Genomic DNA, 24,479 nt, shown 5'->3' on the forward strand with positions numbered 1-24,479 from the left:
CTAAATAAGATTTCAAAAAACCCGGTGAACGAATTGCTTAGGATTTGACCGGCTTTCTCATCCCCTTGATTCTTTGGCCCTTTGACAAACTGGAAAGTGTCGGCAATGAGCATGGTTTTTAGTCGGCAGCTTGCGGCGGCGGCGTCCGGTCAGGGCGCGGCGGAGCTTGGTGATCTGCCGGAATGGGATCTCGCCGATCTCTATTCCGGCATGGACGCCCCCGAGCTGAAACGCGACATCGCCAAGGCGCTCGCCGATGCCATCAGCTTCGAGAGCCGCTGGAAAGGCACGCTCGCCGCCGAGGCGGAGCGGGCCGACAGCGGCAGGCTGGGCGAGGCGCTTGCCGCCTATGAGGCGCTGGAGGAACTGATTGGCCGGATCGTCTCCTATGCCGGACTGATCTACGCCGGCAACACCGCGGATCCGCAGCGCGCCAAGCTCTATGGCGATATTCAGGAGAAGATGACCGACGCCAGCGCGCATCTTCTGTTTTTCGCGCTCGAACTGAATCTTGTCGACGATGCCGCGATCGAAACCGCGCTTGCTGCCGACCCCGCCTTCGCTCACTACCGGCCGTGGGTGCTTGATCTGCGCATGGACAAACCCTACCAGCTCGAAGACAGGGTCGAGCAGCTTCTCCACGAGAAGTCGATTACCGGACGCGGCGCCTGGAACCGCTTGTTCGACGAGACGATGACCGACCTGCGCTTCGACATCGATGGCGAAGAGCTGACCCTGGAGCCGGCGCTGAACCGCCTCCAGCACGCCGATGGCGAGGTGCGCCGCCGGGCTTCTGAAGCGCTGGCCGCAACCTTCCGCAAGAATCTGCGCACGTTCACGCTGATCACCAACACGCTGGCCAAGGACAAGGAGATCTCCGACCGCTGGCGCGGCTTCGCCGACATCGCCGATTCGCGGCATCTCGCCAATCGCGTCGAGCGCAGCGTGGTGGATGCGCTGGCCTCAGCCGTTCGTGACGCTTACCCGCGCCTGTCACACCGCTACTACGCGATGAAGGCGCGCTGGCTCGGCATGGAAGTGATGAACCACTGGGACCGCAACGCACCGTTGCCGGAAACCCCGCAAGCGATCATCGGCTGGGACGAGGCCAAGAACACGGTGCTTTCCGCCTATCAGCGCTTTTCACCTGACATGGCGGAGATTGCCCGGGTTTTCTTCGACCGCAACTGGATCGACGCGCCGGTAAGGCCTGGCAAGTCGCCGGGCGCCTTCGCGCATCCGACCGTGCCGTCGGCGCATCCCTATGTCCTGCTCAACTACATGGGCAAGCCGCGCGACGTGATGACGCTGGCGCATGAGCTTGGCCACGGCGTGCATCAGGTGCTCGCCGCAAGCCAGGGCGCGCTGATGGCCTCGACGCCGCTGACACTGGCCGAGACGGCGTCCGTCTTCGGCGAGATGCTGACCTTCCGCTCGCTGCTGGACCAGACCACCGACAAGCGCGAGCGCAAGGCCATGCTTGCCCAGAAGGTCGAGGACATGATCAACACGGTCGTGCGCCAGATCGCTTTCTACGAGTTCGAGCGCAAGGTGCATGCCGAGCGCAAAAACGGCGAGTTGACATCGGACAGGCTCGGCCAGTTCTGGCTGGAGGTGCAGGCGGAAAGCCTCGGGCCGGCGATCAAGCTGCGCGAGGGTTACGAGGTCTTCTGGAGCTATATTCCACACTTCATCCATTCGCCTTTCTACGTCTACGCCTATGCGTTCGGCGACTGCCTGGTGAATTCGCTCTACGCGGTCTATCAGAATGCAGAGCGTGGCTTTCAGGACAAATATTTTGCCATGCTGCGCGCCGGCGGCACCAAGCATCATTCCGAGCTCCTGGCTCCCTTCGGTCTTGATGCCACCGATCCTGCTTTCTGGCAGATCGGCCTTGGCGTGATCAGCGGGCTGATCGACGAGCTCGAAGCTTTGGACAATTGACGCACAGCGCTGAACATCCAGGTTCGACAGAACAGATTAGCCGCAATGCATATTGAAGGCCATTCTATTCTTCCCCTAAATATCTGTTCTTAAATAACTCTCCATGGAATTTTTCCGTTAGCTTTCCGGAAGCTGTATGATAGCGTCCCGCCTCAAGCTCAGTCGGGCGCGGCCAAATCTTCGGCCGGTCACGGCGCTTCGACGATTGCGACAGCGCCGTTGGCCATGGCAGGAAAGCCGGTCGCCGACAGCGCGATTTAAGCCGGCTGTTCCACGAGCAGCGGAGCCACCATTGAATGGTCCTTGTGCCAAGGTCCCAGGCCACGGCAGATGGATCGGACTGGAGAGAGACAATGGGCACTTTTTTCTACATGCTCCTGGCGTTCCTGGTAGGTGTGTTGGCTGGCTGGTTCATCTGGGGACGCCCGCGTGGCGATCTCGACAGCCTGCGCGGTGACATGGACCGCAGCCGCAGCGAGCGCGACAGGCTGCGCGCCGACGCCGACCGCCTGACCCGTGAGCTGGAAGTATGCCGCGGCGCCCGCGCCGACCTGGAGCGCCAGTTGGGCGAGGCGCAAGGCACCAAGGCCGGTGCGACAAAGGCAGCAATCCCGGCACCGCCGGCATTGATGGCGACATCCGCGCCGGCCAACACGACGCCCGCCAAGACGACGCCCGCTAAGGCGACGCCGGCCAAGACCGGGCCGGCTAGGACCGGGCCAGCAAAGACCACGTCCAAGAAACCGGCGGCCGGGAAGGCGGCAGCCGCGCCGAAGGCCAGTGCATCGAAAGCGAGTGCATCGAAAGCGAGTCCGTCGCAGCCAAGTGCGCCAAAACCTCCCGCATCGAAAACCAGTGCTGCACCAAAGAGCGCTGCGCCAGCGGCAAAGAAAGCCGCGACAACAGAGGCGGCGGTGGGCAAAGCCAGCAATCTGCGCCGCCTGATCGGCATCGGCCCGGCCAACGAGCGACTGCTCCACGGGCTCGGAGTGACGACCTACGCGCAAATCGCCGCCTGGACGGCCGCCGACGTCAAGCGGATCGAGGAGACATTGAACTTCGACGGCCGCATCGAGCGTGAGCGCTGGATCGAGCAGGCGAAACTGCTTGCCGCCGGCGATGAGGAGGAATTCGCGCGCCGCTTCCCGACCGCGGGGACCGGCAGCAACACCTGAATTGCCTGCCGGCATCGAGCACATAAGGGACCGGCGACGCCCGCGAGGTGCCGCCGGTTTGCTTTTGCACTAGCTGCGTTTGCGTCTTGAGACGCCGGTCTCTCGATTGCGCGCGATCGAGCCGCCATATAGAGCGATAGCTGGCGTCATCGATCGCAGCATCAGAGTCCCATGCCCCTGCCCTCTGCAATTTTTCGAAATGACGAGCGCGCTCATCAGCTCGTCTTCGACCAGCCGGCCGACATCATCGTGGCGCATGAGGCAGAGGATTTCCTGCCGGCGCTGGACATTGCGCAGGCCGCGCATGACGCCGGCAAATGGCTGGCCGGCTATTTCTCCTACGAGGCCGGCTACCTGCTCGAACCGAAGCTCGTTCCGCTGCTGCCGGGCGGACGCCGCGCCCCGCTTGTCTGCCTGGGGATCTTCGACGCGCCTGTCGAACTGCCGGTTGTGCCCGGCAACGCGCCGTCGACCAACGGCCCGATCTTCAACGCCAGGGCCGCCTGGACTTCGGAAGACTACGCAAAACGCTTTGCCCGACTCCACAATCACATTCGCAAGGGTGATTGCTATCAGGGCAATCTGACCTTTCCGGTTCATGCGCAATGGTCGGGCGATCCGCTGGCCGCCTTCGACGCGCTGACGGAGCGCCAGCCGGTGAAATACGGCGCGCTGATCGCGCTCGGCGATCCGGTCGTCTTGTCGCGTTCGCCGGAACTGTTCTTCGAGATCGACGCCGCAGGCATGATCGAGACGCATCCGATGAAGGGCACCGCCCCGCGCGGCGCGACCAAGGCGGAGGACAAGCGGCTGAAGACGTTCTTGCTCAATGACGAGAAGAACCAGGCTGAGAACCGGATGATCGTCGATCTCCTGCGCAACGACATTTCGCTGATCAGCGAAGTCGGCACGCTGGAGGTGCCGGAGCTTTTCCGCATCGAGAGCTACCCGACCGTCCACCAGATGGTGAGCCGCGTGCGGGCCAAGCTGTTGCCCGACCTCAGCATCCGCCGGATATTCGCTGCGCTGTTTCCATGCGGATCGATCACCGGCGCCCCGAAAATCCGCGCCATGGAAATCCTGCACGATCTGGAAGCCACGCCGCGCGACGTCTATTGCGGCGCGATCGGCTGGATCGCGCCCGGCGGCACGATGCGCTTTTCGGTGGCCATCCGCACCATATCGCTCTTTTCCAGCGGCGAGGCCGTCTACAATGTCGGCGGCGGCGTCGTCTTCGATTCGACGGCCGAGGAGGAGTATCAGGAGTGCCTGTTGAAAGCGCGCTACGCGACGGGAACACCGCCGATTTCGAGCTGATCGAAACCATGCGCTGGCAGCCGGGCCAGGGCTTCCTCCGTTTCGACCGCCATTTGGCACGCCTTTATGGCTCGGCGGCCGAACTGGGTTTTGCCTGCGATCCGCAGAAGGTCGGCGAGATGCTCAGGAACGCCGTCGACCGGCCGGACATAGCCTTGCGTACACGCCTGGTCCTGTCGCGCAGCGGCAAGGTGACGGTCTCGGCGCTGCCTTATGAGCCGCACGCAGCCGACAAGGTCTGGAGGCTGCAACTGGCGCGGGTGCGGCTTCAATCAAGCGACACGCTGCTGCGCCACAAGACGAGCCGCCGGGACATCTATCAGCGGGCGCGCTCCGAATATCTGATCAGCCGGGCCGACGAGGTTCTCTTGGCCAACGAGCGCGGCGAACTCTGTGAGGGCACGATCACCAATCTGTTTGCCGATTTCGGCGACGGCGCGCTGGCAACACCGCGGCTCGATTGCGGCTTGCTGCCTGGCGTGTTGCGCGGCGAATTGCTGGACGAAGGCCGCGCCCGCGAGGCAATCTACAGCCTGGATGATCTGAAGTCGGCCAAAGCGCTGTTCGTCGGCAATTCACTGCGCGGACTGATCCCGGCGCGGCTGGGCTGAAACGCAATCGAAGGGATACAATCTATGATTGCGAATCGCTTGTCTCCCCTTGAGTTGTAAAAGATGCGTCCGGCCCGAGAAGAATGGGCCGGACGCGCGGCAGCCGCTTGGGAGGAGCGACTATTCGCCTTCGTGGGTCTGACCGGAGCCGCCGACGGAAACGATGTTGAAGGGCTTGCCTTCGACGGCAATGTCGCCGGTTTTCTCAAACGACGTCGCGTCAACGACGTGCAGCACGCCTTGCAGGGGATCAGTGACCACGATCTTGTCGCCGGCGACCGCGACACGCGGCCTCGGATCGCTCCAGTGACCGTCCATCGAATAGGGGTCGGTCAGCTTGAGCGAGTTTGCGATCTCCCCCTTGACCACGTCGAGCTGGTGAAGCTGGCCGTCCTCGGTGAAGACGTAGGCGAATTTTGCACGAACGGGGTCGATCGCGAAATGCACGCTGCGCGTCGGAAGGTTGATCAGCCGGAATGCGTCGCTCTCGATCGTCGGATCGATCAGCACCACCTTGTCGGCGCCGTAGTTGCCGAGGAAATATTGCAGGCCTCTGCCGCCGATCAGCGTCGTCGTTTTGCCATCCGGCAGGCTGTCGGCATAGGGCAGATGACGGATCGCCGGGCTGCCGTCGCCATGGCTGACGACAAGCAGGCCGGTCGCGCAGGCGAAAGCCAGGATATTGCCGGAAGACGCCTCGCCGTGGAGGTCTGGGCAGGCGTGGACGCCGTCGATCGGCGCGCCGGCTTTGTCAGCGACGCTGATCCCGACCGGGAGTTCGTCCGGCTTTTCCCGGTTCGGCTCCGACAGGAGGACATGGGAGCCATAGGCGACTGCGACGCCGTGCTGCGGCGCGTCGGTCTTCACTTGCCTGAAATCCGGCTTGCCTTCCAGGACGGATTTTTCGGAGATGATGCGGGCGACACCTTCGCCGTCGAAGAAAACGGCGAAGTCTCCGTCATGCTCGACGAAATGCGACGGCTTCTTGCCTGTGATCTCGACGCCGGCAAGTTTTGGCGCTTCGACGTCGATGTCGCCGTGCTCGCCGTGGTCCTCGAAGGAAATGCCGCTCGCGATCCCGGCAACGACGCCGGCCGAGCCCTGCACGGCAAACACGGTCCTGCCGCTTTCGCTGCGATGGAGCGACGCCGGCCCTTTGATCTCGAACGTGTCGAGCTTTTCGCCATCGATCGCATCGACTACGGTCACCTTCGGGTCCGCGTGATCCGAGATGAAGAGGCGCCATGCGGTCACCTCCTCGGCATGGGCAGCACTTGTTGATAGGGACACAAGCAGCGCGATGGCCGTGGCTGACGCCCAATTTGTCCTCACGGTATTCTCCTTGAATGTTATTACATAACTCTTGGTGATCGACGAAGAGGCGGATTGCTCCGCCTTTCCATCACAGGGCTGGCGGTCAGCTTCCGAGGATCGCGCCTTTGATCGTCGTGATGTTGTGCCGCATCATCTCGAGATAGGTCGCAGCCGGACCGTTCTTATCCGACAGGGCGTCGGAGTAGAGTTCACCGCCGACTTTCAGGCCCGTCTCGCTGGCGATCTGCTCGATCAGGCGCGGATTGGTGACGTTCTCCACGAAGATTGCCGAAGCCTTGTCTTGCCTGATCTGTTTGATCAGCGCCGCGACGTCGGAGGCTGAAGCCTCGGATTCGGTGGAGACGCCCTCCGGTGCCAGGAATTTTATGCCGTATTCGTGTTCGAAATAGCCATAGGCGTCGTGGGAGGTGATGATCGTGCGCTTGTCCTCGGGGATCTCAGCGACGGCAGCCTTGATCTCCGCTTCCAGTGCCTCGAGCTGCTGGCCGTATGATTCGGCATTGGCCCGATAAGTGTCGCAGCCGGCTGCATCGGCGGCACAGAAGGCGTCGGCGATGTTCTTCACATAGAGTTCGGCATTGTGCACGGACTGCCATGCATGGGGATCGGACTCGCCGTGATGATGGTGCCCTTCCTCATGGCCCTCTTCCGCCGCGGCGTGTTTTTCCCCGCCCTCGGCGGCTTGATCCTGATCGTGGTGACCTTCTTCCTCGGCGTTGCGCAACACCTCGCCACCTTTGGTCAATTCCACGATCGGCGCCTTGGTGGCGCTCGCCTCGACGAGACGCTGGAGGAAACCCTCGAACTGGAGGCCGTTGACCAGCACCACGTCGGCCGAACCGACGGTTGCCGCGTCGGCCGGTTTCGGTTCGTAGACATGGGCGTCGCCATTCGGGCCGACCAGCGTGACGATGTCGACACGATCGCCGCCGACATTCTTGGCGAAATCGGCGATGATCGAGAAACTGGCGACAACCCTGAGGTTCTCGGCAGCGGCCACCGACGGAGCGATTGGCATCGATGTTATAGCGCCTATCACGGCGGCGAGTTTTAGCGTCCTGGACATTCGACCGACTCCTTTGTTCAAGCGGTTCTGTGGGAGATGCGCCGGACGCGTGGCGAGCAGCCGCACACCCCGGCAGAGATAAAAGGGAATGTGGATCGTGCCCGCCGACATATGATCGTCGTCCTGCACGATCCCATCGAGGCGCGCTGTTGTGGCCCCAGCGTCAGGATTTGAAGTGTCAGGTCTTGAAAGATCAACACAGGCAGCCATTCGATCCATCTCCGCGGGAGCCATAGAAGTCAGCCCGCTCTTGACGTTCCGTTATGTTATGTTATCACGTTCGTCAATCCAAAATGTTATACTATAACTGACGCCCGCCATTGTGCTCGAAACTGCCTGGAACCAAACTGCTGGAAAAAGGGGGAACAGCGGATGCGTGGACGCAACCAGCAGCTGGTACTCGACGCGCTGACGCGCTCCGAGAGGCCGATGGGGGCCTATGAACTGCTTGGACTTCTTCGCCAGGAAGGGCTCCGCTCACCGCTACAGATCTATCGCGCTCTGGATCGGCTCGTCGAGCAGGGCCTGGTTCACCGGATCGAGAGCCTGAGCGCGTTTGCGCTCTGCGTCCACAGCGAATGCGGCACCCATGGCCGCGCCGCCTTTGCAATCTGCGCGAATTGCGGGCGGGCAAGTGAGGTTCATGACCCGGCATTGGAGCGGGTGCTGCGCCGGATTGCCCGACGGCAGGGCTTCCAAACCAACTCTGCCACGGTGGAGCTTTCGGGTCTATGCGAGGCTTGCGCGCATTGAACAGACGCCGGCCTTCCGTCTACGGGCGATCCAATCGGCTCGCGCCTGACCCAGCTTCAATCCGCAACAATCCAACATCCGGAGACGACCATGCCGCTTGAAGCCTCCCAGAAAATGCCCGTCACGGTTCTTACCGGCTACCTCGGCGCCGGCAAGACGACGCTGCTCAACCGCATCCTGTCCGAACAGCACGGCAAGCGTTACGCCGTGATCGTCAACGAGTTCGGCGAGATTGGCATCGACAACGACCTCATCGTCGATACCGACGAAGAAGTCTTCGAGATGAACAACGGCTGCATCTGCTGCACGGTGCGCGGCGACCTGATCCGGATCATTGAGAGCTTGATGCAGCGCAGGGACCGTTTCGACGCCATCCTGATCGAGACGACCGGCCTTGCCGATCCCGCCCCCGTCGCCCAGACCTTCTTCGTCGACGACGATGTGAGGCAGAAGACGACACTCGACGCGATCATCACCGTCGCCGATGCCAAGCATCTCCTCGGCGAACTGGATCATGCGCATGAGGCGCAGGAGCAACTCGCCTTCGCCGATATCGTCATACTGAACAAGACCGACCTGGTGGCGCCGGCCGAACTCAAGGCAGTGGAGGCGCGCATTCGCAGGATCAACCCGACGGCTGCGATCAAGCATTCCATACGTTGCAACGTTCCACTCGACGAGGTTCTGGATCGCGGCGCGTTCGATCTGAACCGTGTCCTTGAAGTCGAGCCGGACTTTCTCGACCCGGGCCACGACCATGTGCATGACGATCACGTCACCAGCTTCTCTCTCGTCACCGAAGCGTCGATCGATCCGCGCAAGTTCTTGCCGTGGATCCAGATGATCACACAGAAATTCGGCATCGACATGTTGCGCATGAAAGGCATCCTGGCGTTCAAGGGCGATGAGGACCGCTTTGTCGTTCAGGCCGTCCACATGCTGCTGGAAGGCGACCACCAGCGCCCCTGGAAAGCGGGGGAGAAGCGCGTCAGCCGCCTGGTATTTATCGGCCGCAACCTGCCCAAAGACCTGATCGAAGACGGCTTCCTCAAATGCCGCGCCGAAATGGACTCGCTGGTGGCGCTGAATGCATAGGGGCAAGGCCGACGACAGCGCGCGTCCTTTATCCCGTTGCCGAGCGCCGTCGTCTTCGGGACGGGATTGGATATGAACCGTCTCGCGAACCCACTCGCCCCGCGCGGCCTTGCCCTTCCGGAGAAGACCAGACAGATCAAGCTCTGGGTTCGCAGGGCTTGCGGGCTCGATGACGATGTCGTCGTGTCCGTCACGGAGCTGGCATGCCGCAAAAATGGCTGTCCCGACATCGAAACGGTGATCGGCATAATGCGTCCCGGCGAGAAAATCGAGACGATCCGGGTCAAAAAAGCAATCGCCGATGTGACCTCGCATGATCTGCCGCGAGGGTGAATGGATCGGGATATGCGCAGGGTGTCGGCCTCTTGGCCAAAGCTCTGGCGCGTACCGAGTGTCACCGGCATGGGACCGAGATCGGGAACCGTCGACGAGAGCTGGTGCTCGCCACATCTTTCGCCCGCGCCATTGCTGGCGGCCGGCTTCGCCCAACTCGACTACAAGGGCCAACTCGGGGAATGACGGCCGGCCGTCAGCGGCTGGTCGTCCTCCTTAACCACATGACGAATGCGGCGTAGCTCGCGGCTTTTCGCTGGTTTATGACAATGATCTGTGGTTGTAGCGCGTGGTGGTCGGGCAAAAAAGTGCTCCGCTTTGCGTCTGTTTGCCCGGCTTTTCAGCCTGTCTGAGGGAGTAATCGATAAAATGGCGAATGAAAACTGGCCCGTTTACGGTGAGATCACCGGCCCTGTCGTGATGATCGGCTTCGGCTCGATCGGACGGGGAACGCTGCCGCTGATCGAGCGCCATTTCAAGTTCGACAAGTCGCGCATGACGGTCATCGACCCACGCGATACCGACCGCAAGCTGCTCGACGAGCGCGACATCACCTTCATGCAGGATGCGGTGACCAGCAAGAACTACAAGAAGCTTTTGACGCCGCTGCTGACCAAAGGCGGTGGCCAGGGCTTTTGCGTCAACCTGTCGGTCGACACCGGCTCGGTGGATTTGATGCGGCTCTGTCGCAAGCTGGGTGTGCTTTACATCGACACCGTCGTCGAGCCATGGCTCGGCTTCTATTTCGACACCAAGGCCGACACTGGCAGCCGCACCAATTATGCGCTGCGCGAATCCATGATCGAAGAAAAGCGCGCGCACCCCGGCGGGGCGACCGCAATCTCCACCTGCGGCGCCAACCCAGGCATGGTCTCGTGGTTCGTCAAGCAGGCGCTGGTCAACCTCGCCACCGATCTTGGCCTCGAATTCTCCGAGCCCGCGCAGCACGATCGCGATGCTTGGGCCAGGCTGATGAAGAAGGCCGGCGTCAAGGGTATCCACATCGCCGAGCGCGACACACAGCGCACCAAGAAGCCGAAGCCGATGAACGTGTTCTGGAATACCTGGTCGGTCGAAGGCTTCATCTCGGAAGGGCTTCAACCGGCCGAGCTCGGCTGGGGCACGCATGAGACGTGGATGCCGAAGAACGGCAAGAAGCACAAGCATGGCTCGAAGGCCGCAATCTATCTGGAGCAGCCGGGCGCCAACACGCGTGTGCGCAGCTGGTGCCCGACGCCGGGCCCGCAATATGGCTTCCTGGTGACCCACAACGAGTCGATCTCGATCGCCGACTTCTTCACCCTGCGCGGCAAGAAGGGCAAGGTCCAATATCGCCCGACCTGCCACTACGCCTACCATCCCTGCAACGACGCCGTGCTGTCGCTGCACGAGATGTTCGGCGCCGCCGGCAAGGCACAACCGGTGCATCACGTGCTCGATGAAAACGAACTGGTCGACGGTGTCGACGAACTCGGCGTGCTGCTCTACGGCCACGACAAGAACGCCTATTGGTACGGCTCGCAGCTGTCGCTGGCGGAAGCGCGCAAGCTGGCGCCCTATCAGAACGCCACGGGCATGCAGGTCACGTCGGCAGTGCTGGCGGGCATGGTCTGGGCGCTGGAAAATCCCGAGGCCGGTATCGTCGAGGCGGACGAGATGGACTACAGGCGCTGCCTGGAAGTGCAGTCGCCCTATCTCGGGCCGATCAAGGGCTATTACACCGACTGGACGCCGCTCGACAACCGCCCTGGGCTGTTCCCGGAAGACCTCGACAAAAACGACCCATGGCAATTCCGCAACATCCTCGTTCGATAGTTCAACATCCTCGTTCGAAAGCAATGTCTCACTGCCTTGCAATCGTCTGGAAATCGGGCGATTGAAGGAAGGCGGCCTGGAGCGACGTGCATCCATTTGGACGCACAAAGTACGCTCTGGCGGTTCGAGTGTACGCATCGTGCTTTCCGAAAAATCGCATCGATTTTCGGGCCAATGCGAGAGGAGAGGATCTTGATGATGACGATTGCGCGCAAATTGCTTTCGGCCGGCGTTGTCGCGGCCGCTGCCGCCTTGGCGGCGTGCACCACCGCCGGCCCGGGCGGGCCGCCATCGGCCACGCGGAGTCCGGTCGAAGGCTCATGGATCGACGCGCAGGGCACGGGCCTGTCGACCTTCGCCGGCGGCAGCTTCAAGACCGTCGCCACCGACACCGGCCAGAAGCTTGCCGACGGCAGCTACGCCATGACCGGCGGCACCTCGGTCCAAATCCAGGGCACTTCGCTGATCCGCCAGACGCCGATCGGTTTCAACTGCTTGTTGATCTCCACCTCGCAGCTTAATTGCACCAGCGTGAGCGGGCAGAACTTTGTGCTGACGCGACGCACCTGAGCCCATACTGAACTGCTTTTGCAAAGGGCGGCGGCTTGAGGCCGCCGTCCTTTTGTGCCGGCAAAGCTGGGCCCGATTCCACTTGCATCGGCCAAAACGCGATGTGAACATGGGCGAAAAGCCGGCTGTTATATTCCAGTCGAGCGAGGGCGTTAAACAGGTCATCCGGGAGACGAAGATGAAGAAGATCGCCGCCATTGCCGCCCTTTCGGCGTCTACGCTTGGCCTGTCGACCGGCATGTCCTTTGCCGACTACACTCTGAACATCCTGCACATCAACGACTGGCACAGCCGCATCGAAAGCAACAACAAATATGAATCGACCTGCTCGGCCGAAGAGGAGACCAAGGGCGAGTGCACCGGCGGCGCGGCGCGGCTGATCACGGCGATCGCCCAGCAGCGCAAGAAGCTGGAAGGCCAGAACGTGCTGCTGCTCAGCGCCGGCGATAATTTCCAGGGTTCGCTGTTCTACACGACCTACAAGGGCAAGACCGAAGGCGAATTCCTCAACCAGATGAAATTCGACGCCATGGCGGTCGGCAATCACGAGTTCGACGATGGCGAGGCGGCGCTGGCGCCGTTCCTGGATATGATCAAGTTTCCGGTGCTCGGCGCCAATGTGAAGGCCAACGCGCAATCCAAGCTCGGTGACCGCGTGAAACCGTCTGTTGTGATCGAGGTCGGCGGCCAGAAGATCGGCGTCGTCGGCGCGGTCACCAACGACACGCCGGAGCTCGCTTCGCCAGGCCCTAACGTCACGATCGAGGACGACGTCAAGTTGATCACGTCAGAGGTCGAGAGATTGAAGGGAGAAGGCGTCAACAAGATCATCGCGGTCACCCATATTGGTTACAAGCGCGAGCGTGACGTCATCGCCAAGATCCCGGGTGTCGACGTGGTGGTTGGCGGCCACAGCCATTCGCTGCTGTCCAACACCGACCCCAAGGCTGAAGGCCCCTACCCGACGATGGTCGACAATCCGGACGGCTACAAGGTGCCGGTCGTCCAGGCGGCGTCCTATTCGAAATATCTCGGCGAGTTCAAGGTCGTGTTCGACGACAACGGTGTCGTCAAGCAGGCCAGCGGCGACCCGATCTACCTCGACAAATCGATCACGCCAGACTCCGCCGTGCTTGCCCGCATCAAGGAGCTCGGCGCGCCGATCGAGGCGTTGAAGAACCAGGAGGTCGCCGAGACCACCAAGGCGATCGACGGCAGCCGTGAGAACTGCCGCACCCGCGAGTGCGAGATGGGCAATCTTGTCTCCGATGCCGTCCTCGACCGCGTCAAGGACCAGGGTGTCGAGATCGTCATCACGAATGGCGGCGGTCTGCGCGCTTCGATCGACCAGGGCACCGTCACCATGGGCGAGGTGCTGAACGTGCTGCCGTTCCAGAACACAGTGGCGACCTTCCAGATTTCCGGCAAGGATCTGGTTGCCGGGCTGGAGAACGGTCTCAGCCAGATCGAGGACGGCGCCGGCCGCTTCCCGCAGGTTGCCGGTCTGAAGTATTCATTCGACAAATCGGCCGTCGCGAATGCCGGGCGCGTCAAGTCGGTCGAGGTCATGCAAGGCGGCGGGTGGACGCCGATCAATCCGGACAAGGATTACCTGGTCGCCACCAACAACTATGTGCGCCAGGGTGGCGACGGCTACAAGGTGTTCGCCGACAAGGCCAAGAACGCCTACGATTACGGTCCGGGCCTCGAACAGGTGGTCGCCGATTATCTCGGCGCGCATCGGCCCTATACGCCGAAGCTCGAGGGCCGCATCACCGAAATCACGGCCGCCGCCGCGGCGGAACCGGGCCAGCAACCGGCGCAGGATCCGGCCCAGGAATCGGCGAAGCCGGCCGAGGCTCCCGCTCCGGCCGAGCCCGCAAAACCGGCAGAAACGGCTCCAGCCGCACCGGCGATGCCCGAACCGCCGGCCGGTTCGGACGATATTGCCACGACACCGCCAGCCGTGCCGACGGAACCCGCCCCGACAGCGCCGGCACCAGCGGAGGCTGCGCCTGCCGAGCCGGCAAAGCCGGCCGAAAGCAGCCATGTGATCGTTGCCGGCGACACCTATTGGGATTTGGCGGAAAAGGCCTATGGCGATGGCGCCAGGTGGAAAACGATCTCCGACGCCAACCAGGACTACGAGCCGCGCCGGCTTCCCGTCGGCGCAACCTTGACCATCCCGGCCGCAAACTGAATTCTTCTGTCATTGTTGGAAAACCCGTCCGGCAAACCGGGGCGGGTTTTTCTGCTTTCGCCTCCCAAGCTTAGATAAGGTGCGGCCAGACGCTGCATTGAAAACCGGCGCGGCATCGCTAGTTTCGCGCGGTGTCCGGAGATCCTTTATGACGCCTTCCAACCCTGCCGATCCCAAGGCCGCGACGGTCCTCGACCCGCTGCCGGAAGGACAGCCGCCGGTCGGGGCGGGCAGGATCGGCGTCATGCTGGTTAATCTCGGCACTCCCGACGGCACGGAATTCAAGCCGATGTGGCGCTATCTCAGGGAGTTCCTGTCCGATCCGCGCGTCATCGAACTCAACAAGGCGATCTGGTACCCGATCCTCTACGGGCTGGTTCTCACCACACGGCCGAAGAAGTCGGGCGCCAACTATGCCAGGATCTGGAACCGGCAGCGTGACGAGTCGCCGCTGCGCACCTACACCCGCGCTCAGAGCGAAAAGCTGACCGAGGCGCTGCGCGACCTGCCCGGCGTCAGCGTCGACTGGGCAATGCGTTACGGCAATCCTTCAACCGAGAGCGTCGCCAAAGGGCTGGTCGCGCAGGGCTGCGACCGCATTCTGACTTTTCCGCTTTATCCGCAATATTCCGCGACCACGACCGCCACCGCCAACGACCAGTTGTTTCGCGCGCTGATGAAGATGCGCCGCGCCCCGGCGATCCGCAGCGTGCCGCCCTACTATGCCGAACCGGTCTATATCGAAGCGCTCGCCGCGTCGATTGAGCGCCATCTGGCGAGCCTCGATTTCGAGCCGGAAATGGTCATCGCCTCTTATCACGGCATTCCGAAACCCTATTCCGACAAGGGTGACCCCTACCAGGCCCATTGCCTTGAGACGACCCGGCTGCTGCGGGAAAAGCTCGGCTGGGATGAGAAGAAGCTGATCACCACGTTCCAGTCGCGCTTCGGCGCGCAGGAGTGGCTGCAGCCTTACACCGACAAGACGGTCGAGAAATTGCCCGGAGAAGGCGTGAGATCGATCGCCATCGTCAATCCGGGCTTCTCTGTCGACTGCATCGAGACGCTGGACGAGATCGGCAGGGAGGCGGCCGAAACCTTCCATCATGCCGGCGGCGAAAAGTTCGCGCATATTCCCTGCCTCAACGACAGTGCCGAGGGCATGGCGGTGATCGAGGCGATGGTGCGACGCGAACTGTCGGGCTGGATCTGAAGCGGACATAATCGAGCGCCGCTAACCGGCTTTCTATGCACCGGTTATCCACTATCACCTGATTGTAACGTTCCTGAAACACACTTAAGTGTTTGGTGAAGTCGGTCGCGTTGAAACATTTCCGTGGCCGGCATCTGAGGGAGACCCAAATGGATTTCAGTGGTTTCGATATCGCGCTTCTTGTTCTTGTCGCTCTTGTCGTGCTCGTGCTTTTCAAAGGCATCCGGACAATCCCGCAAGGCTACAATTACACCGTCGAACGCTTTGGCCGCTATACCAAGACATTGAGCCCCGGCCTCAACCTCATCGTGCCGTTCGTTGACCGCATCGGCTCCAAATTGAACATGATGGAGCAGGTGCTCGACGTCCCGACGCAGGAGATCATCACCCGCGACAACGCCACTGTCGCCGTCGACGGCGTCGCCTTCTACCAGGTGCTCAACGCGGCGCAGGCCGCCTACCAGGTCGCCGGTCTGGAGAACGCCATCCTCAACCTGACGATGACCAACATCCGTACCGTGATGGGGTCGATGGACCTCGACGAGCTTTTGTCGAACCGCGACGCCATCAACGAACGCCTGCTGCGCGTCGTCGATGAAGCGGCACATCCCTGGGGCATCAAGATCACCCGCGTCGAGATCAAGGACATCAATCCACCGGCCAATCTCGTCGAATCGATGGGTCGCCAGATGATGGCCGAGCGCAACAAGCGCGCGCAGATCCTCGACGCCGAAGGCCTCAAGCAGTCGCAGATCCTGGAAGCCGAGGGCCGCAAGGAAGCCGCCTTCCGCGACGCCGAGGCGCGCGAACGCTCGGCCGAGGCCGAGGCCCGCGCCACGCAAGTGGTGTCGGAAGCGATCGCCAAGGGCGACGTGCAGGCGCTCAACTACTTCGTTGCGCTGAAATACACCGAAGCACTGACCAGGATCGGCTCCGCCACAAACAGCAAGGTCGTGCTGATGCCTATGGAAGCTTCGTCATTGATCGGCACGCTCGGCGGCATCGGCGCGATCGCCAAGGAAGTTTTCGGCGCAGAGGGCACTGCCGGCACCACGCGGCAGGCTGCACGCCCGCCCGTGGTTCGTCCCAGCGAGACCTGAGGCCATGTTCGAACGCATCATTTCCGAACTCGGCCCCTGGGTTTGGATGGTTCTCGGCTTCGTCCTCCTAGTGATGGAGGTCATCGCACCGGGCATATTCATGCTGTGGATCGGCATCGCCGCGCTGCTGATCGGCGTGGTGTCCCTGCTCATCTGGGACGCGGACTTCTGGACCTGGCAGATCCAGGTTCTTGCCTTCCTGGCGATGTCGCTGGTTTCAACCTATGTCGGCAAGAGACTGGTGGGTGGGCACGATGATGGCACCGATCAGCCACTGCTCAACCGCCGCGGCGCACAGATGATCGGCAGGATGGCCACCCTGGACGAGCCGATCAGGGACGGCCGCGGCCGGATAAAGCTGGGCGATACGCTATGGCGCATCTCCGGCCCCGACCTGCCGGCCGGCACGCAGGTGCGCGTGACGGGCGCGGCCGACACCGATCTGGAACTGACGGTCGAGGCGGTCCTGGACTGATCCGACCATCTCGGCGGGCGACTTTTCAAACAGGCCTGATGTCTGTCAGAGACTGTTTCGAAATTCGCTCTGGCGAGATCAGGCCGCGCCGATGCGCAGCAGATCGTGCAGATGGACAAGTCCGACCGGCCGTCTGCCTTCGACAACCATCAGGCTGGAGATGGTCGAACTGTTGATCGTCTGCAGCGCGGTCGCCACCAGCGTATCCGGTCCGGCCGTCTTCGGCTCCTTGGTCATGACCTGATCGACGCTCATCGCCAGAAGATTGCTGCCGATGTGGCGCCTGATGTCGCCGTCGGTGATGATGCCGATCAGCGCACCATCCGCAGCGGTTATCGCCACGCAGCCAAACCCCTTGCGCGACAATTCGAGGATCGCTTCGCGCATTCCAGTGCCGGAAGGCACCAGCGGCAGCCTGTCGCCGACATGCATGATTTCGCGGATCTGCGTCAGATTGGCGCCAAGCTGCCCACCGGGATGGAAAGTGCGGAAATGATCCGGCGTGAAGCCGCGCGCTTCGAGCAGGGCGATGGCCAGGGCATCGCCGATCACCAGTTGCAGCAGCGTCGATGTCGTCGGCGCCAGGCCGTGCGGGCAGGCTTCCGGCGCACGCGGCAGCAAAAGCACCACATCGGCCGCCCGCGCCAGCGCCGATCGCTCTCCGGCGGTGACTGCGATCAGCGGAATCGAGAAGCGCCTGGAATAGGCGATGATGCCCTTGAGCTCGCGGCTCTCGCCCGACCACGATATGGCGATGATGGCGTCGTCCCTGGCGATCATGCCGAGGTCGCCATGATTGGCTTCGGCAGAATGGACGAAGAAAGCCGGCGTGCCGGTCGAGGCGAGCGTCGCCGCGATCTTTGAGCCGATATGGCCGCTCTTGCCGACGCCGCTGACGATGACGCGGCCGGCGATATGCGACACCATATCGACGGCGCGCGCGAACGGTTCGGTCAACCCGTTCTCGAGCGCGGCCGCCAGCGCCGCGACACCGGCCTGCTCGGTCGCTACCGTTCTAAGCGCCGAGGCGATCGAAGCCTGCCCATCGAGCCGCTTCTTGTCTGGGGATCCCGCATGCATGGCTGATGCGATTAGCGCTTTGCTGCGCGCCTGTCCAACGGAATTGCCATCCGGTAGCTATCCAGTGGGCTTTGGTCGACCGTCGCTCAACCCTCCGTTAACCATCCCCGTTTACGGTTCGGTAAGTATGGCGCGCGTGCGCCGCGCAAGCAGTGGTAGCGATGTCCGGGGTCCCGCCTGAAAAGAAAAGAAGACGAAACGGCAAGGCGGTCTGCGCCTTGCTGCTGGCGACCAGCGTCTTCGCCTTGCTGCGGCCTGCGCAGCCCTATGCCCAGGTAACCGAGCTGCGCGGCGAGGTTTCGGAATCGGCGATTCTGGACGACCAGCAGCGCAAAACCAGGCAATTGAGCATTGCCCAGGATCAGACGGCGCAGGCCGGTGCAACCACGCAGAGCACTGCGCCGACGCCCACCTATCAGCCGGCCAGCCCGGGCGCCGTGCAGGACGACGACGCGGCACCCGCGACCGGCAGCATTTTTGATCCGCCGGAAGCAACCGACGATCCGTTTGCGGACGCCCCCGTTCCCGTCCCGCCGCGCCGGCCATCGAGCGCAACCCAGGGCGCAGCCGATCAGGACGAAGCCGCCGAGACACAAGCCGCCACCGCGACGACGGCCCCGACGGATGACGAGGACACCGCCGAGACGGACCCAATCAATTCCCGTGCCGTGACCATCGATTCCGCCGACAGGCAGCAACTCGATCCGGGCGCCGAGCGCGCCGAAGCCATCGAAGGCCGGGACAGGAGGGCCGAGGACGACCCGTTCGCCGCCACCGGCATCAAACTCGGCTCCTTCGTGATCAGGCCGACGCTCGAGCAAGGCCTGAAGGCCTCATCGAATGCCGATTCAAGCAGCGAAGGCAAGCCGGCCCTGCTGTCGGAAACGACGCTGCGCTTCAACGCCATCTCCGACTGGCGGGAGAATTCGGCTACCGTCGACGGCTACGGCACCTTTCTCAAGACCCTATCGGGCGACGAGGTTGAGGAGGCGCGCGGCCGTGTCGAAGGCACGCTCAATGTCGACTTCGACAACGATCTGCGCGCCATCGCCAAGCTCGGTTACGAGGCGGCACCGGAATCGGCTTCCTCGCCGGTCGTCATCGAAGGCACCGCCGAGCAGCCGGTGCGCCAGACCATTGATGGCAGCCTGGCGGTCGAGAAGGATGCCGGCAAGATGCGCTTCGCCCTGACCGGCGCAGTCGAACACGACATCTACGGCGACGCCAGGCTTTCGACGGGCGGAACGCTGTCGCAGAAAGACCGCGATTCGACGCTCTATACCGCCACCTTGCGCACCGGCTATGAGATTTCGCCCGCCATAACCCCTTTCACCGAGGTCGAAATCGGCCGCCGGGTCTATGATTTGCGCGTCGACAGCAATGGTTTCGAACGATCCTCGACGCGGCTTGGGGTTCGGGCCGGCACCGAGCTCGACCTCGGCGAGAAGCTTGCCGGCGAGTTCTCGGCCGGCTGGCTGCGCGAGGCGATCGACGACGACCGCCTGCCGGCAATTTCGGGCGCCACGGTGAACGCCGACCTCAGATGGTCGCCGCAACGCGGCACCACGATCGGCCTCACCGGACAGACGATCGTCGAGGGCACGACAACCGCCAACGAAAGTGGCACCATCCTTTACTCCGGCCGCCTCACCGGCGAGCGGGAAATCCGTGCCAACCTGATCGGCAACGCAGCTCTCGGCATAGACTGGCGCGACTACATCGGGTCGGACGGCCATGATCTGACGCTGAGCGCCGAGGCATCACTGACATGGTGGCTGAACCGATATGCCGGACTGACCACCCGCGCCAGAACTGAAAAACAGACCAGCAACATCGAGGGCCGCGACTACACCGCCCACAGCATCTTTGTCGGGGTGACGCTGCAGCCATAAACCAGCCGCCGCGCACCCTCGGTTCAGGCCCGAGGGCTTGCTTTTGCGCGCATGCATTAGCCCGGGGGTTAGAACGCCGCGCCCCGCTGCTCTGACGGTTTCATCTCGTCGAGAAGCTTGCTGATAACGCCCGCCATGCGTCCGTTCATGTCGCTGCGCCACAGTGCGAAGGCGACGTTGGCCTCGACAAAGCCTTCCGGCGATCCGCAATCGAAGGTGCGCCCTCGGTAGTGGCAGCCATAGAAGGGCTGCTGCTTCTCCAGCTTCAGCATCGCATCGGTGAGTTGTATCTCGTTGCCGGCGCCCTTCTCCTGGCCTTCGAGTATCCCAAATATCTCCGGCTGCAGGATGTAGCGCCCGTTGATGTATAGGTTGGAGGGTGCCGTGCCGGTCTTCGGCTTCTCCACCATGCCGGTAATGCGGAAACCGTGATGCGTATCCTCGCCGCGGCCGACGATACCGTATTTATGCGCCTCGGCGGGGTCGCATTCCTGAACCGCGACGATGTTGTTGCCGGTCTCGGCATAAAGCTCGACCATCTCCTTCATGCAGCTTTTTTCGGACTGCATGATCATATCGGGCAAAAGCAGCGCGAAGGGCTCGTCGCCGACCAGCTCGCGGGCACACCAGACGGCATGGCCAAGGCCAAGCGGCACCTGCTGACGGGTGAAGCTGGTCTGCCCTGGCGAAGGTTGCAGCCGCTGCAGGCGGGCGAGCTCGTCGTCCTTGCCGCGTTGGGCGAGCGTGTCATAGAGTTCAAACTGAACGTCGAAATGGTCCTCGATGACCGCCTTGTTGCGTCCGGTCACGAAGATGAAATGCTCGATGCCGGCTTCGCGTGCCTCGTCGACCACATACTGGATGACTGGCCTGTCGACGACGGTCAGCATTTCCTTGGGTATGGCCTTGGTGGCCGGGAGAAAACGCGTGCCGAGGCCAGCGACCGGGAAAACTGCCTTGCGAACTCTCTTCATGCTGTCAAATATCCGCTTCTAAGGCTGTTCGGCAATCCCGCTTCAAGACATTTTCGTGCCGGAATCTGGGATTATGGAACGGCTGGTCAGAAAAAATCTGTAGTCCGTAAAGCACCAACCCGCCTTTTCGTTCCCAACGGCACCTATGGTAAACTAAATGCTAACCGGGTTCGGCGATGAATGATCTTCCTGTGATGAAGAAGGAGGAAAAGATGTCCGTTCGCGACGCCGCAAAGCGCTTCACCAGCATCGTTGCGGCCGCCAGTCTGTCGCTTGCCTTGCTGATGCCCACCGGATCGGCTTTTGCCGACGCCGGTTTCCGGCAATGGGTGGCGAGCTTCCGCGCCACCGCGGTGCGGAGCGGCGTTTCCGGCGCCGTTTACGACCGCGCATTCGAGGGCATCAGCGATGCCGACCCGGTCGTGCTGGAAAAAGCGCGTTATCAACCCGAATTCACCGCGCCCGCCTGGGACTATTTCGACAACCGCGTCCATGACCAGTCGGTCGCTGTTGGCAAGCAGATGGCCAGGAAGTGGAAGCCGTGGCTGGACAGGATCGAGGCAAGATACGGCGTCGACCGTCACATCCTGCTGGCGATCTGGTCGATGGAATCGAACTACGGCGAAATCCTCAAGCGCGACGATGTCATGCGCAATGTCGTGCGTTCGCTAGCCACGCTTGGCTATGCCGATTCGAGACGATCGAAATTCGCCCGCACGCAGTTGATCGCGGCGCTGAAGATCCTGCAAAGGGGCGACATCGATAAAAGCCACCTCAGTGGCTCATGGGCCGGCGCCATGGGCCATACCCAGTTCATTCCCACCAGCTACCAGGCCTATGCGGTCGACATGGACGGCGACGGCAAGCGTGACATCTGGAATTCGATTCCCGATGCATTGGCAACGGCCGCCAATCTGCTCAGGAAGAACGGCTGGCAGGCCGGCAAGACCTGGGGCTATGAAGTCAGCCTTCCCGACGGAAAGAAGTTCCCGGCCGGATCGAAGTCGTTGTCGCAATGGCAAGCGCTCGGTGTCACGCGTGCCAACGGCAAGCCGTTCAAGAGTGGGGAGAAGGCCACGCTGAAGGTGCCAGGCGGCCGCGGCGGCCCGGCTTTCCTGATGGTCAAGAATTTTTCGGTCATCAAGCGTTACAACAATGCCGACAAATATGCGGTTGCCGTTGGCCTTCTTGCCGACGAAATCGCCGGTTATGGTGGGCTTGTGCAGGACTGGAAGCGGCCTTTCACGAAGCTCTCCTTCGAGGAGAGGCAGGAGCTTCAGCAACGGCTTTCCCAGTACGGCTACTATGACGGCAAGTTCGACGGCAAGATCGGCGAGGGATCGAAAGCCGCTATCATGGCCTTCCAGGCGAAGGCTGGCTTGACCCAGGACGGACATCCGAGCATGGAAGTGCTCAAATGGCTCAGGCAGAACTAGCTTCGCATAGGGCAGACCTGGAGCATCGGACCCAAACCGGTTTTGAGGAAATCCGATGCTCAACTTAAGGTAGAGCGGCGGCACGGTTGTATCAGAGTCCGGCGCTCTTTAGGGATGGAGACGGTAATTGGTTTCGGCTGCGCGTATCCGTGTGATCCTTCGTCGCGTGCCGATCCTGATTCTGGCTATTGCCGTCCTGGCCGTCGGCACTGCCGCCGTCTTTCACACGCCCGCCGTGGCGCAGGAAGAACAAAGGCGTGGCTGGTCGCTGCGCGACCTGTTGTTTCTGCGCCGAAGCGAGCGGATGGAGCCGCCACGACTGATTGAGCCGCGACGGATTCAGAGGATCGGGCCACGCAAGCCAAAAGTCAGAAAGTCGCGTGCTGCGCCGCGCCGGCCGGCTGAGCCGGCAGCCCCCATTGTCGAGAAGGCGCCGGATGCCCGCACCGTTCTGGTGGTCGGCGATTTCATGGCGACCGGCCTCGCCGAGGGTCTCGAGACCGCCTTTGCCGAAAACAACAAGGTCAGGATCGTCGTTCGCAGCAATGGTTCGTCCGGTTTCGTGCGTGACGATTTCTACAACTGGCCTGAGCAGATCAAGTCGCTGATCGAGGCCGAAAAGCCCGCGGCCGTGATCGTCATGCTGGGTTCCAACGATCGGCAGCAGATGCGCGTGAACGGTGAACGCGAACAGCCACGGTCCGAAGCGTGGACCAAGGAATACGAACGCCGTACCGAAGCGTTCGGCAGGGCCATCGCATCGGCCAAGGTGCCGTATCTGTGGGTCGGCATGCCGGCCTTCAAGGCGCCGAAGATGACCTCAGACATGCTGGCTTTCAACGACATCTACCGCTCGACGGCCGAGAGCCATGGCGGCGAATTCGTCGACATCTGGGACGGTTTCGTCGACGAGGAAGGCGCCTTTGTCACCAGCGGGCCTGATATCAACGGCCAGCCGGTGCGCCTGCGCACCGACGACGGCATCCGTGTGTCGAAAGCCGGCAAACGCAAGCTCGCCTTCTATGCCGAAAAACCCTTGCTGAAGATCCTTGGAATGACCTCGCCTCCGGGCACACTGGCAGCTTATGCGCCAGCCGGCGCTCCGGTCGGGGCGCCGACACCGACACCCATGCCCGTCGATCGCACCGTGCCGATGCTGCTCAGCGATCCGGCACTCGACGGCGGTACGGAACTTCTCGGCGCCGCAGCGCCGGCAAAGGCGGACGGGCCTGGCGAAAAACTCTTCGTCGAGGGCAAGGTATCAGCTGCTTCGCCCGGACGCGCGGACGATTTTTCCTGGCCGCCAAGGAAGCAGCCTGCGGCGGCGGCGGCCGTGCCCGAAACGACCACGGCGATCACTCCGTAAACCTGCCGGGCGGCCGCACACAAGTAGGAGACGGTCTCAGCGTGGCAGCACGCTCGATCCCATCAGCGCCTCGTCGATCGAACGCGCTGCCTGACGGCCCTCGCGGATCGCCCAGACGACCAGCGATTGACCGCGGCGCACATCGCCCGCCGCATAGAGCTTTTCGACGCTGGTCTTGTAGTCGCGATCATTGGCCTCGACGTTGTTCGAGCGGCGGCTGTCGATGGCGATCTTCATCTGGCCAGCCAATTCCGACACCGGCCCGACCGCGGCCGGCCCAGCAAAGCCGATAGCGATGAAGGCGAGATCCGCGCGGATGACGAATTCCGTGCCGGCGATCGGCTTGCGCTTTTCATCGACCTCGCAGCATTTGACGCCGGTCAACGCGCCGTCCTCGCCGATGAATTCGAGCGTCGCCACCTGGAACTCGCGCTCGGCGCCTTCCGCCTGCGAGGACGAGGTGCGCATCTTCGTCGCCCAGTAGGGCCAGACCGAAAGCTTGTCTTCCTTTTCCGGCGGCTGCGGCCGGATGTCGAGCTGGGTGACGCGAACGGCGCCCTGGCGGAAGGCGGTGCCGACGCAGTCGGACGCGGTGTCGCCGCCGCCGACGACGACGACATGCTGGCCGCCGGCGACGATCGGCGGCGACGGCCACGCCACCGACTGGATCGGCTCGCCGCCGATGCGCTTGTTCTGCTGCACCAGGTAAGGCATCGCGTCATGCACGCC

At 62.5% G+C, this 24,479-nt stretch carries 22 protein-coding genes; 17 read left to right on the forward strand and 5 right to left on the reverse strand.

The features are described 5' to 3' along the window. Positions 1-105 precede the first annotated feature (105 nt). The 4 genes from BLT09_RS16860 (at position 106) to BLT09_RS16875 (ending at position 5,047) form a co-directional block, all read left to right on the forward strand. Positions 106-1,944, forward strand: coding sequence for a M3 family oligoendopeptidase (locus BLT09_RS16860; RefSeq protein ID WP_167366455.1), 1,839 nt, complete (start codon positions 106-108; stop codon positions 1,942-1,944). A gap of 353 nt (positions 1,945-2,297) precedes the next feature. Beyond that, complete coding sequence (locus BLT09_RS16865) at positions 2,298-3,119, forward strand: NADH-quinone oxidoreductase subunit E (protein ID WP_091594867.1); 822 nt, start codon at positions 2,298-2,300, stop codon at positions 3,117-3,119. A 171-nt stretch (positions 3,120-3,290) separates the two neighbouring features. Beyond that, positions 3,291-4,436 carry an aminodeoxychorismate synthase component I gene (locus tag BLT09_RS16870; protein WP_091594869.1) on the forward strand — a complete coding sequence of 382 codons (1,146 nt, stop codon included), beginning with the start codon at positions 3,291-3,293 and terminating at the stop codon, positions 4,434-4,436. Then, positions 4,385-5,047, forward strand: coding sequence for an aminotransferase class IV family protein (locus tag BLT09_RS16875; protein WP_091594871.1), 663 nt, complete (start codon positions 4,385-4,387; stop codon positions 5,045-5,047). The genes BLT09_RS16870 and BLT09_RS16875 overlap by 52 nt, the downstream gene beginning before the upstream one ends. A gap of 120 nt (positions 5,048-5,167) precedes the next feature. Here the strand turns inward: BLT09_RS16875 and aztD are convergent, their stop codons facing one another. Both aztD and aztC read right to left on the reverse strand, forming a co-directional pair. Further along, positions 5,168-6,379, reverse strand: coding sequence for a zinc metallochaperone AztD (gene aztD / locus BLT09_RS16880; RefSeq protein ID WP_091594873.1), 1,212 nt, complete (start codon positions 6,377-6,379; stop codon positions 5,168-5,170). Between the two features lie 85 nt (positions 6,380-6,464). Beyond that, the gene (gene aztC / locus BLT09_RS16885) at positions 6,465-7,448 is read right to left on the reverse strand and encodes a zinc ABC transporter substrate-binding protein AztC (protein ID WP_091594942.1); all 984 of its coding nucleotides are present in this window, start codon (positions 7,446-7,448) and stop codon (positions 6,465-6,467) included. A 372-nt stretch (positions 7,449-7,820) separates the two neighbouring features. Here aztC and BLT09_RS16890 point away from each other — a divergent pair, with 372 nt between their 5' ends. The 10 genes from BLT09_RS16890 to BLT09_RS16930 all read left to right on the forward strand — a co-directional run bounded on the left by BLT09_RS16890 (position 7,821) and on the right by BLT09_RS16930 (position 17,002). Next, the gene (locus BLT09_RS16890; protein ID WP_091594875.1) at positions 7,821-8,201 is read left to right on the forward strand and encodes a Fur family transcriptional regulator; all 381 of its coding nucleotides are present in this window, start codon (positions 7,821-7,823) and stop codon (positions 8,199-8,201) included. A gap of 90 nt (positions 8,202-8,291) precedes the next feature. Continuing rightward, positions 8,292-9,296, forward strand: a complete 1,005-nt coding sequence (locus BLT09_RS16895; protein ID WP_167366456.1) for a CobW family GTP-binding protein — start codon at positions 8,292-8,294, stop codon at positions 9,294-9,296. Positions 9,297-9,368: 72 nt separating this feature from the next. Further along, positions 9,369-9,629, forward strand: coding sequence for a nitrate reductase (locus BLT09_RS16900; protein WP_091594877.1), 261 nt, complete (start codon positions 9,369-9,371; stop codon positions 9,627-9,629). A gap of 12 nt (positions 9,630-9,641) precedes the next feature. Beyond that, a complete protein-coding gene (locus tag BLT09_RS34320) occupies positions 9,642-9,815 on the forward strand; it encodes a hypothetical protein (RefSeq protein WP_167366457.1) in 174 nt (57 codons plus the stop codon). A 183-nt stretch (positions 9,816-9,998) separates the two neighbouring features. Then, entirely contained in the window at positions 9,999-11,444 is a 1,446-nt protein-coding gene (locus tag BLT09_RS16905) for a homospermidine synthase (protein WP_091594879.1), read from the forward strand. 198 nt (positions 11,445-11,642) lie between these two features. After that, complete coding sequence (omp10, locus tag BLT09_RS16910) at positions 11,643-12,014, forward strand: outer membrane lipoprotein Omp10 (protein WP_091594946.1); 372 nt, start codon at positions 11,643-11,645, stop codon at positions 12,012-12,014. A gap of 178 nt (positions 12,015-12,192) precedes the next feature. Beyond that, complete coding sequence (locus tag BLT09_RS16915) at positions 12,193-14,214, forward strand: bifunctional metallophosphatase/5'-nucleotidase (RefSeq protein ID WP_091594948.1); 2,022 nt, start codon at positions 12,193-12,195, stop codon at positions 14,212-14,214. A 148-nt stretch (positions 14,215-14,362) separates the two neighbouring features. Then, entirely contained in the window at positions 14,363-15,427 is a 1,065-nt protein-coding gene (gene hemH / locus BLT09_RS16920) for a ferrochelatase (RefSeq protein WP_091594881.1), read from the forward strand. Between the two features lie 149 nt (positions 15,428-15,576). Beyond that, entirely contained in the window at positions 15,577-16,527 is a 951-nt protein-coding gene (locus tag BLT09_RS16925; protein WP_091594884.1) for an SPFH domain-containing protein, read from the forward strand. 4 nt (positions 16,528-16,531) lie between these two features. Then, on the forward strand, positions 16,532-17,002 hold the full coding sequence (locus BLT09_RS16930) for an NfeD family protein (protein WP_091594886.1): 471 nt from the start codon (positions 16,532-16,534) through the stop codon (positions 17,000-17,002). A gap of 78 nt (positions 17,003-17,080) precedes the next feature. On the opposite strand, the gene BLT09_RS16935 is transcribed toward BLT09_RS16930, so the two are convergent. Beyond that, positions 17,081-18,082, reverse strand: a complete 1,002-nt coding sequence (locus BLT09_RS16935) for a KpsF/GutQ family sugar-phosphate isomerase (protein ID WP_091594888.1) — start codon at positions 18,080-18,082, stop codon at positions 17,081-17,083. Between the two features lie 161 nt (positions 18,083-18,243). Here BLT09_RS16935 and BLT09_RS16940 point away from each other — a divergent pair, with 161 nt between their 5' ends. Beyond that, positions 18,244-19,974, forward strand: a complete 1,731-nt coding sequence (locus BLT09_RS16940; RefSeq protein WP_091594890.1) for an outer membrane beta-barrel protein — start codon at positions 18,244-18,246, stop codon at positions 19,972-19,974. A gap of 68 nt (positions 19,975-20,042) precedes the next feature. On the opposite strand, the gene galU is transcribed toward BLT09_RS16940, so the two are convergent. Further along, positions 20,043-20,948, reverse strand: a complete 906-nt coding sequence (gene galU / locus BLT09_RS16945) for a UTP--glucose-1-phosphate uridylyltransferase GalU (RefSeq protein ID WP_023798070.1) — start codon at positions 20,946-20,948, stop codon at positions 20,043-20,045. A gap of 212 nt (positions 20,949-21,160) precedes the next feature. On the opposite strand from galU, the gene BLT09_RS16950 reads away from it, so the two are divergent. Both BLT09_RS16950 and BLT09_RS16955 read left to right on the forward strand, forming a co-directional pair. Continuing rightward, complete coding sequence (locus BLT09_RS16950) at positions 21,161-22,384, forward strand: lytic murein transglycosylase (protein ID WP_091594951.1); 1,224 nt, start codon at positions 21,161-21,163, stop codon at positions 22,382-22,384. Between the two features lie 127 nt (positions 22,385-22,511). After that, positions 22,512-23,750, forward strand: coding sequence for an SGNH/GDSL hydrolase family protein (locus BLT09_RS16955; protein ID WP_091594892.1), 1,239 nt, complete (start codon positions 22,512-22,514; stop codon positions 23,748-23,750). Between the two features lie 36 nt (positions 23,751-23,786). Here the strand turns inward: BLT09_RS16955 and BLT09_RS16960 are convergent. Next, positions 23,787-24,479 (reverse strand): FAD-dependent oxidoreductase (locus tag BLT09_RS16960; protein ID WP_167366458.1); only part of this gene is annotated, 693 nt, incomplete at its 5' end.

The sequence above is a fragment of the Mesorhizobium muleiense genome, assembly GCF_900099905.1.
In the GTDB taxonomy this organism is placed as follows: Bacteria; Pseudomonadota; Alphaproteobacteria; order Rhizobiales; family Rhizobiaceae; genus Mesorhizobium; species Mesorhizobium muleiense.

Bases quoted from the DNA above. Each gene is read 5' to 3' on its own strand.
- BLT09_RS16860 (WP_167366455.1), top strand. From the start codon at position 106: ATGAGCATGGTTTTTAGTCGGCAGCTTGCGGCGGCGGCGTCCGGTCAG.
- BLT09_RS16865 (WP_091594867.1), top strand. From the start codon at position 2,298: ATGGGCACTTTTTTCTACATGCTCCTGGCGTTCCTGGTAGGTGTGTTG.
- BLT09_RS16870 (WP_091594869.1), top strand. From the start codon at position 3,291: ATGCCCCTGCCCTCTGCAATTTTTCGAAATGACGAGCGCGCTCATCAG.
- aztC (WP_091594942.1), bottom strand. From the start codon at position 7,448: ATGTCCAGGACGCTAAAACTCGCCGCCGTGATAGGCGCTATAACATCG.
- BLT09_RS16890 (WP_091594875.1), top strand. From the start codon at position 7,821: ATGCGTGGACGCAACCAGCAGCTGGTACTCGACGCGCTGACGCGCTCC.
- BLT09_RS16895 (WP_167366456.1), top strand. From the start codon at position 8,292: ATGCCGCTTGAAGCCTCCCAGAAAATGCCCGTCACGGTTCTTACCGGC.
- BLT09_RS16900 (WP_091594877.1), top strand. From the start codon at position 9,369: ATGAACCGTCTCGCGAACCCACTCGCCCCGCGCGGCCTTGCCCTTCCG.
- BLT09_RS34320 (WP_167366457.1), top strand. From the start codon at position 9,642: ATGCGCAGGGTGTCGGCCTCTTGGCCAAAGCTCTGGCGCGTACCGAGT.
- BLT09_RS16905 (WP_091594879.1), top strand. From the start codon at position 9,999: ATGGCGAATGAAAACTGGCCCGTTTACGGTGAGATCACCGGCCCTGTC.
- omp10 (WP_091594946.1), top strand. From the start codon at position 11,643: ATGACGATTGCGCGCAAATTGCTTTCGGCCGGCGTTGTCGCGGCCGCT.
- BLT09_RS16915 (WP_091594948.1), top strand. From the start codon at position 12,193: ATGAAGAAGATCGCCGCCATTGCCGCCCTTTCGGCGTCTACGCTTGGC.
- hemH (WP_091594881.1), top strand. From the start codon at position 14,363: ATGACGCCTTCCAACCCTGCCGATCCCAAGGCCGCGACGGTCCTCGAC.
- BLT09_RS16925 (WP_091594884.1), top strand. From the start codon at position 15,577: ATGGATTTCAGTGGTTTCGATATCGCGCTTCTTGTTCTTGTCGCTCTT.
- BLT09_RS16930 (WP_091594886.1), top strand. From the start codon at position 16,532: ATGTTCGAACGCATCATTTCCGAACTCGGCCCCTGGGTTTGGATGGTT.
- BLT09_RS16935 (WP_091594888.1), bottom strand. From the start codon at position 18,082: ATGCATGCGGGATCCCCAGACAAGAAGCGGCTCGATGGGCAGGCTTCG.
- BLT09_RS16940 (WP_091594890.1), top strand. From the start codon at position 18,244: ATGTCCGGGGTCCCGCCTGAAAAGAAAAGAAGACGAAACGGCAAGGCG.
- galU (WP_023798070.1), bottom strand. From the start codon at position 20,948: ATGAAGAGAGTTCGCAAGGCAGTTTTCCCGGTCGCTGGCCTCGGCACG.
- BLT09_RS16950 (WP_091594951.1), top strand. From the start codon at position 21,161: ATGTCCGTTCGCGACGCCGCAAAGCGCTTCACCAGCATCGTTGCGGCC.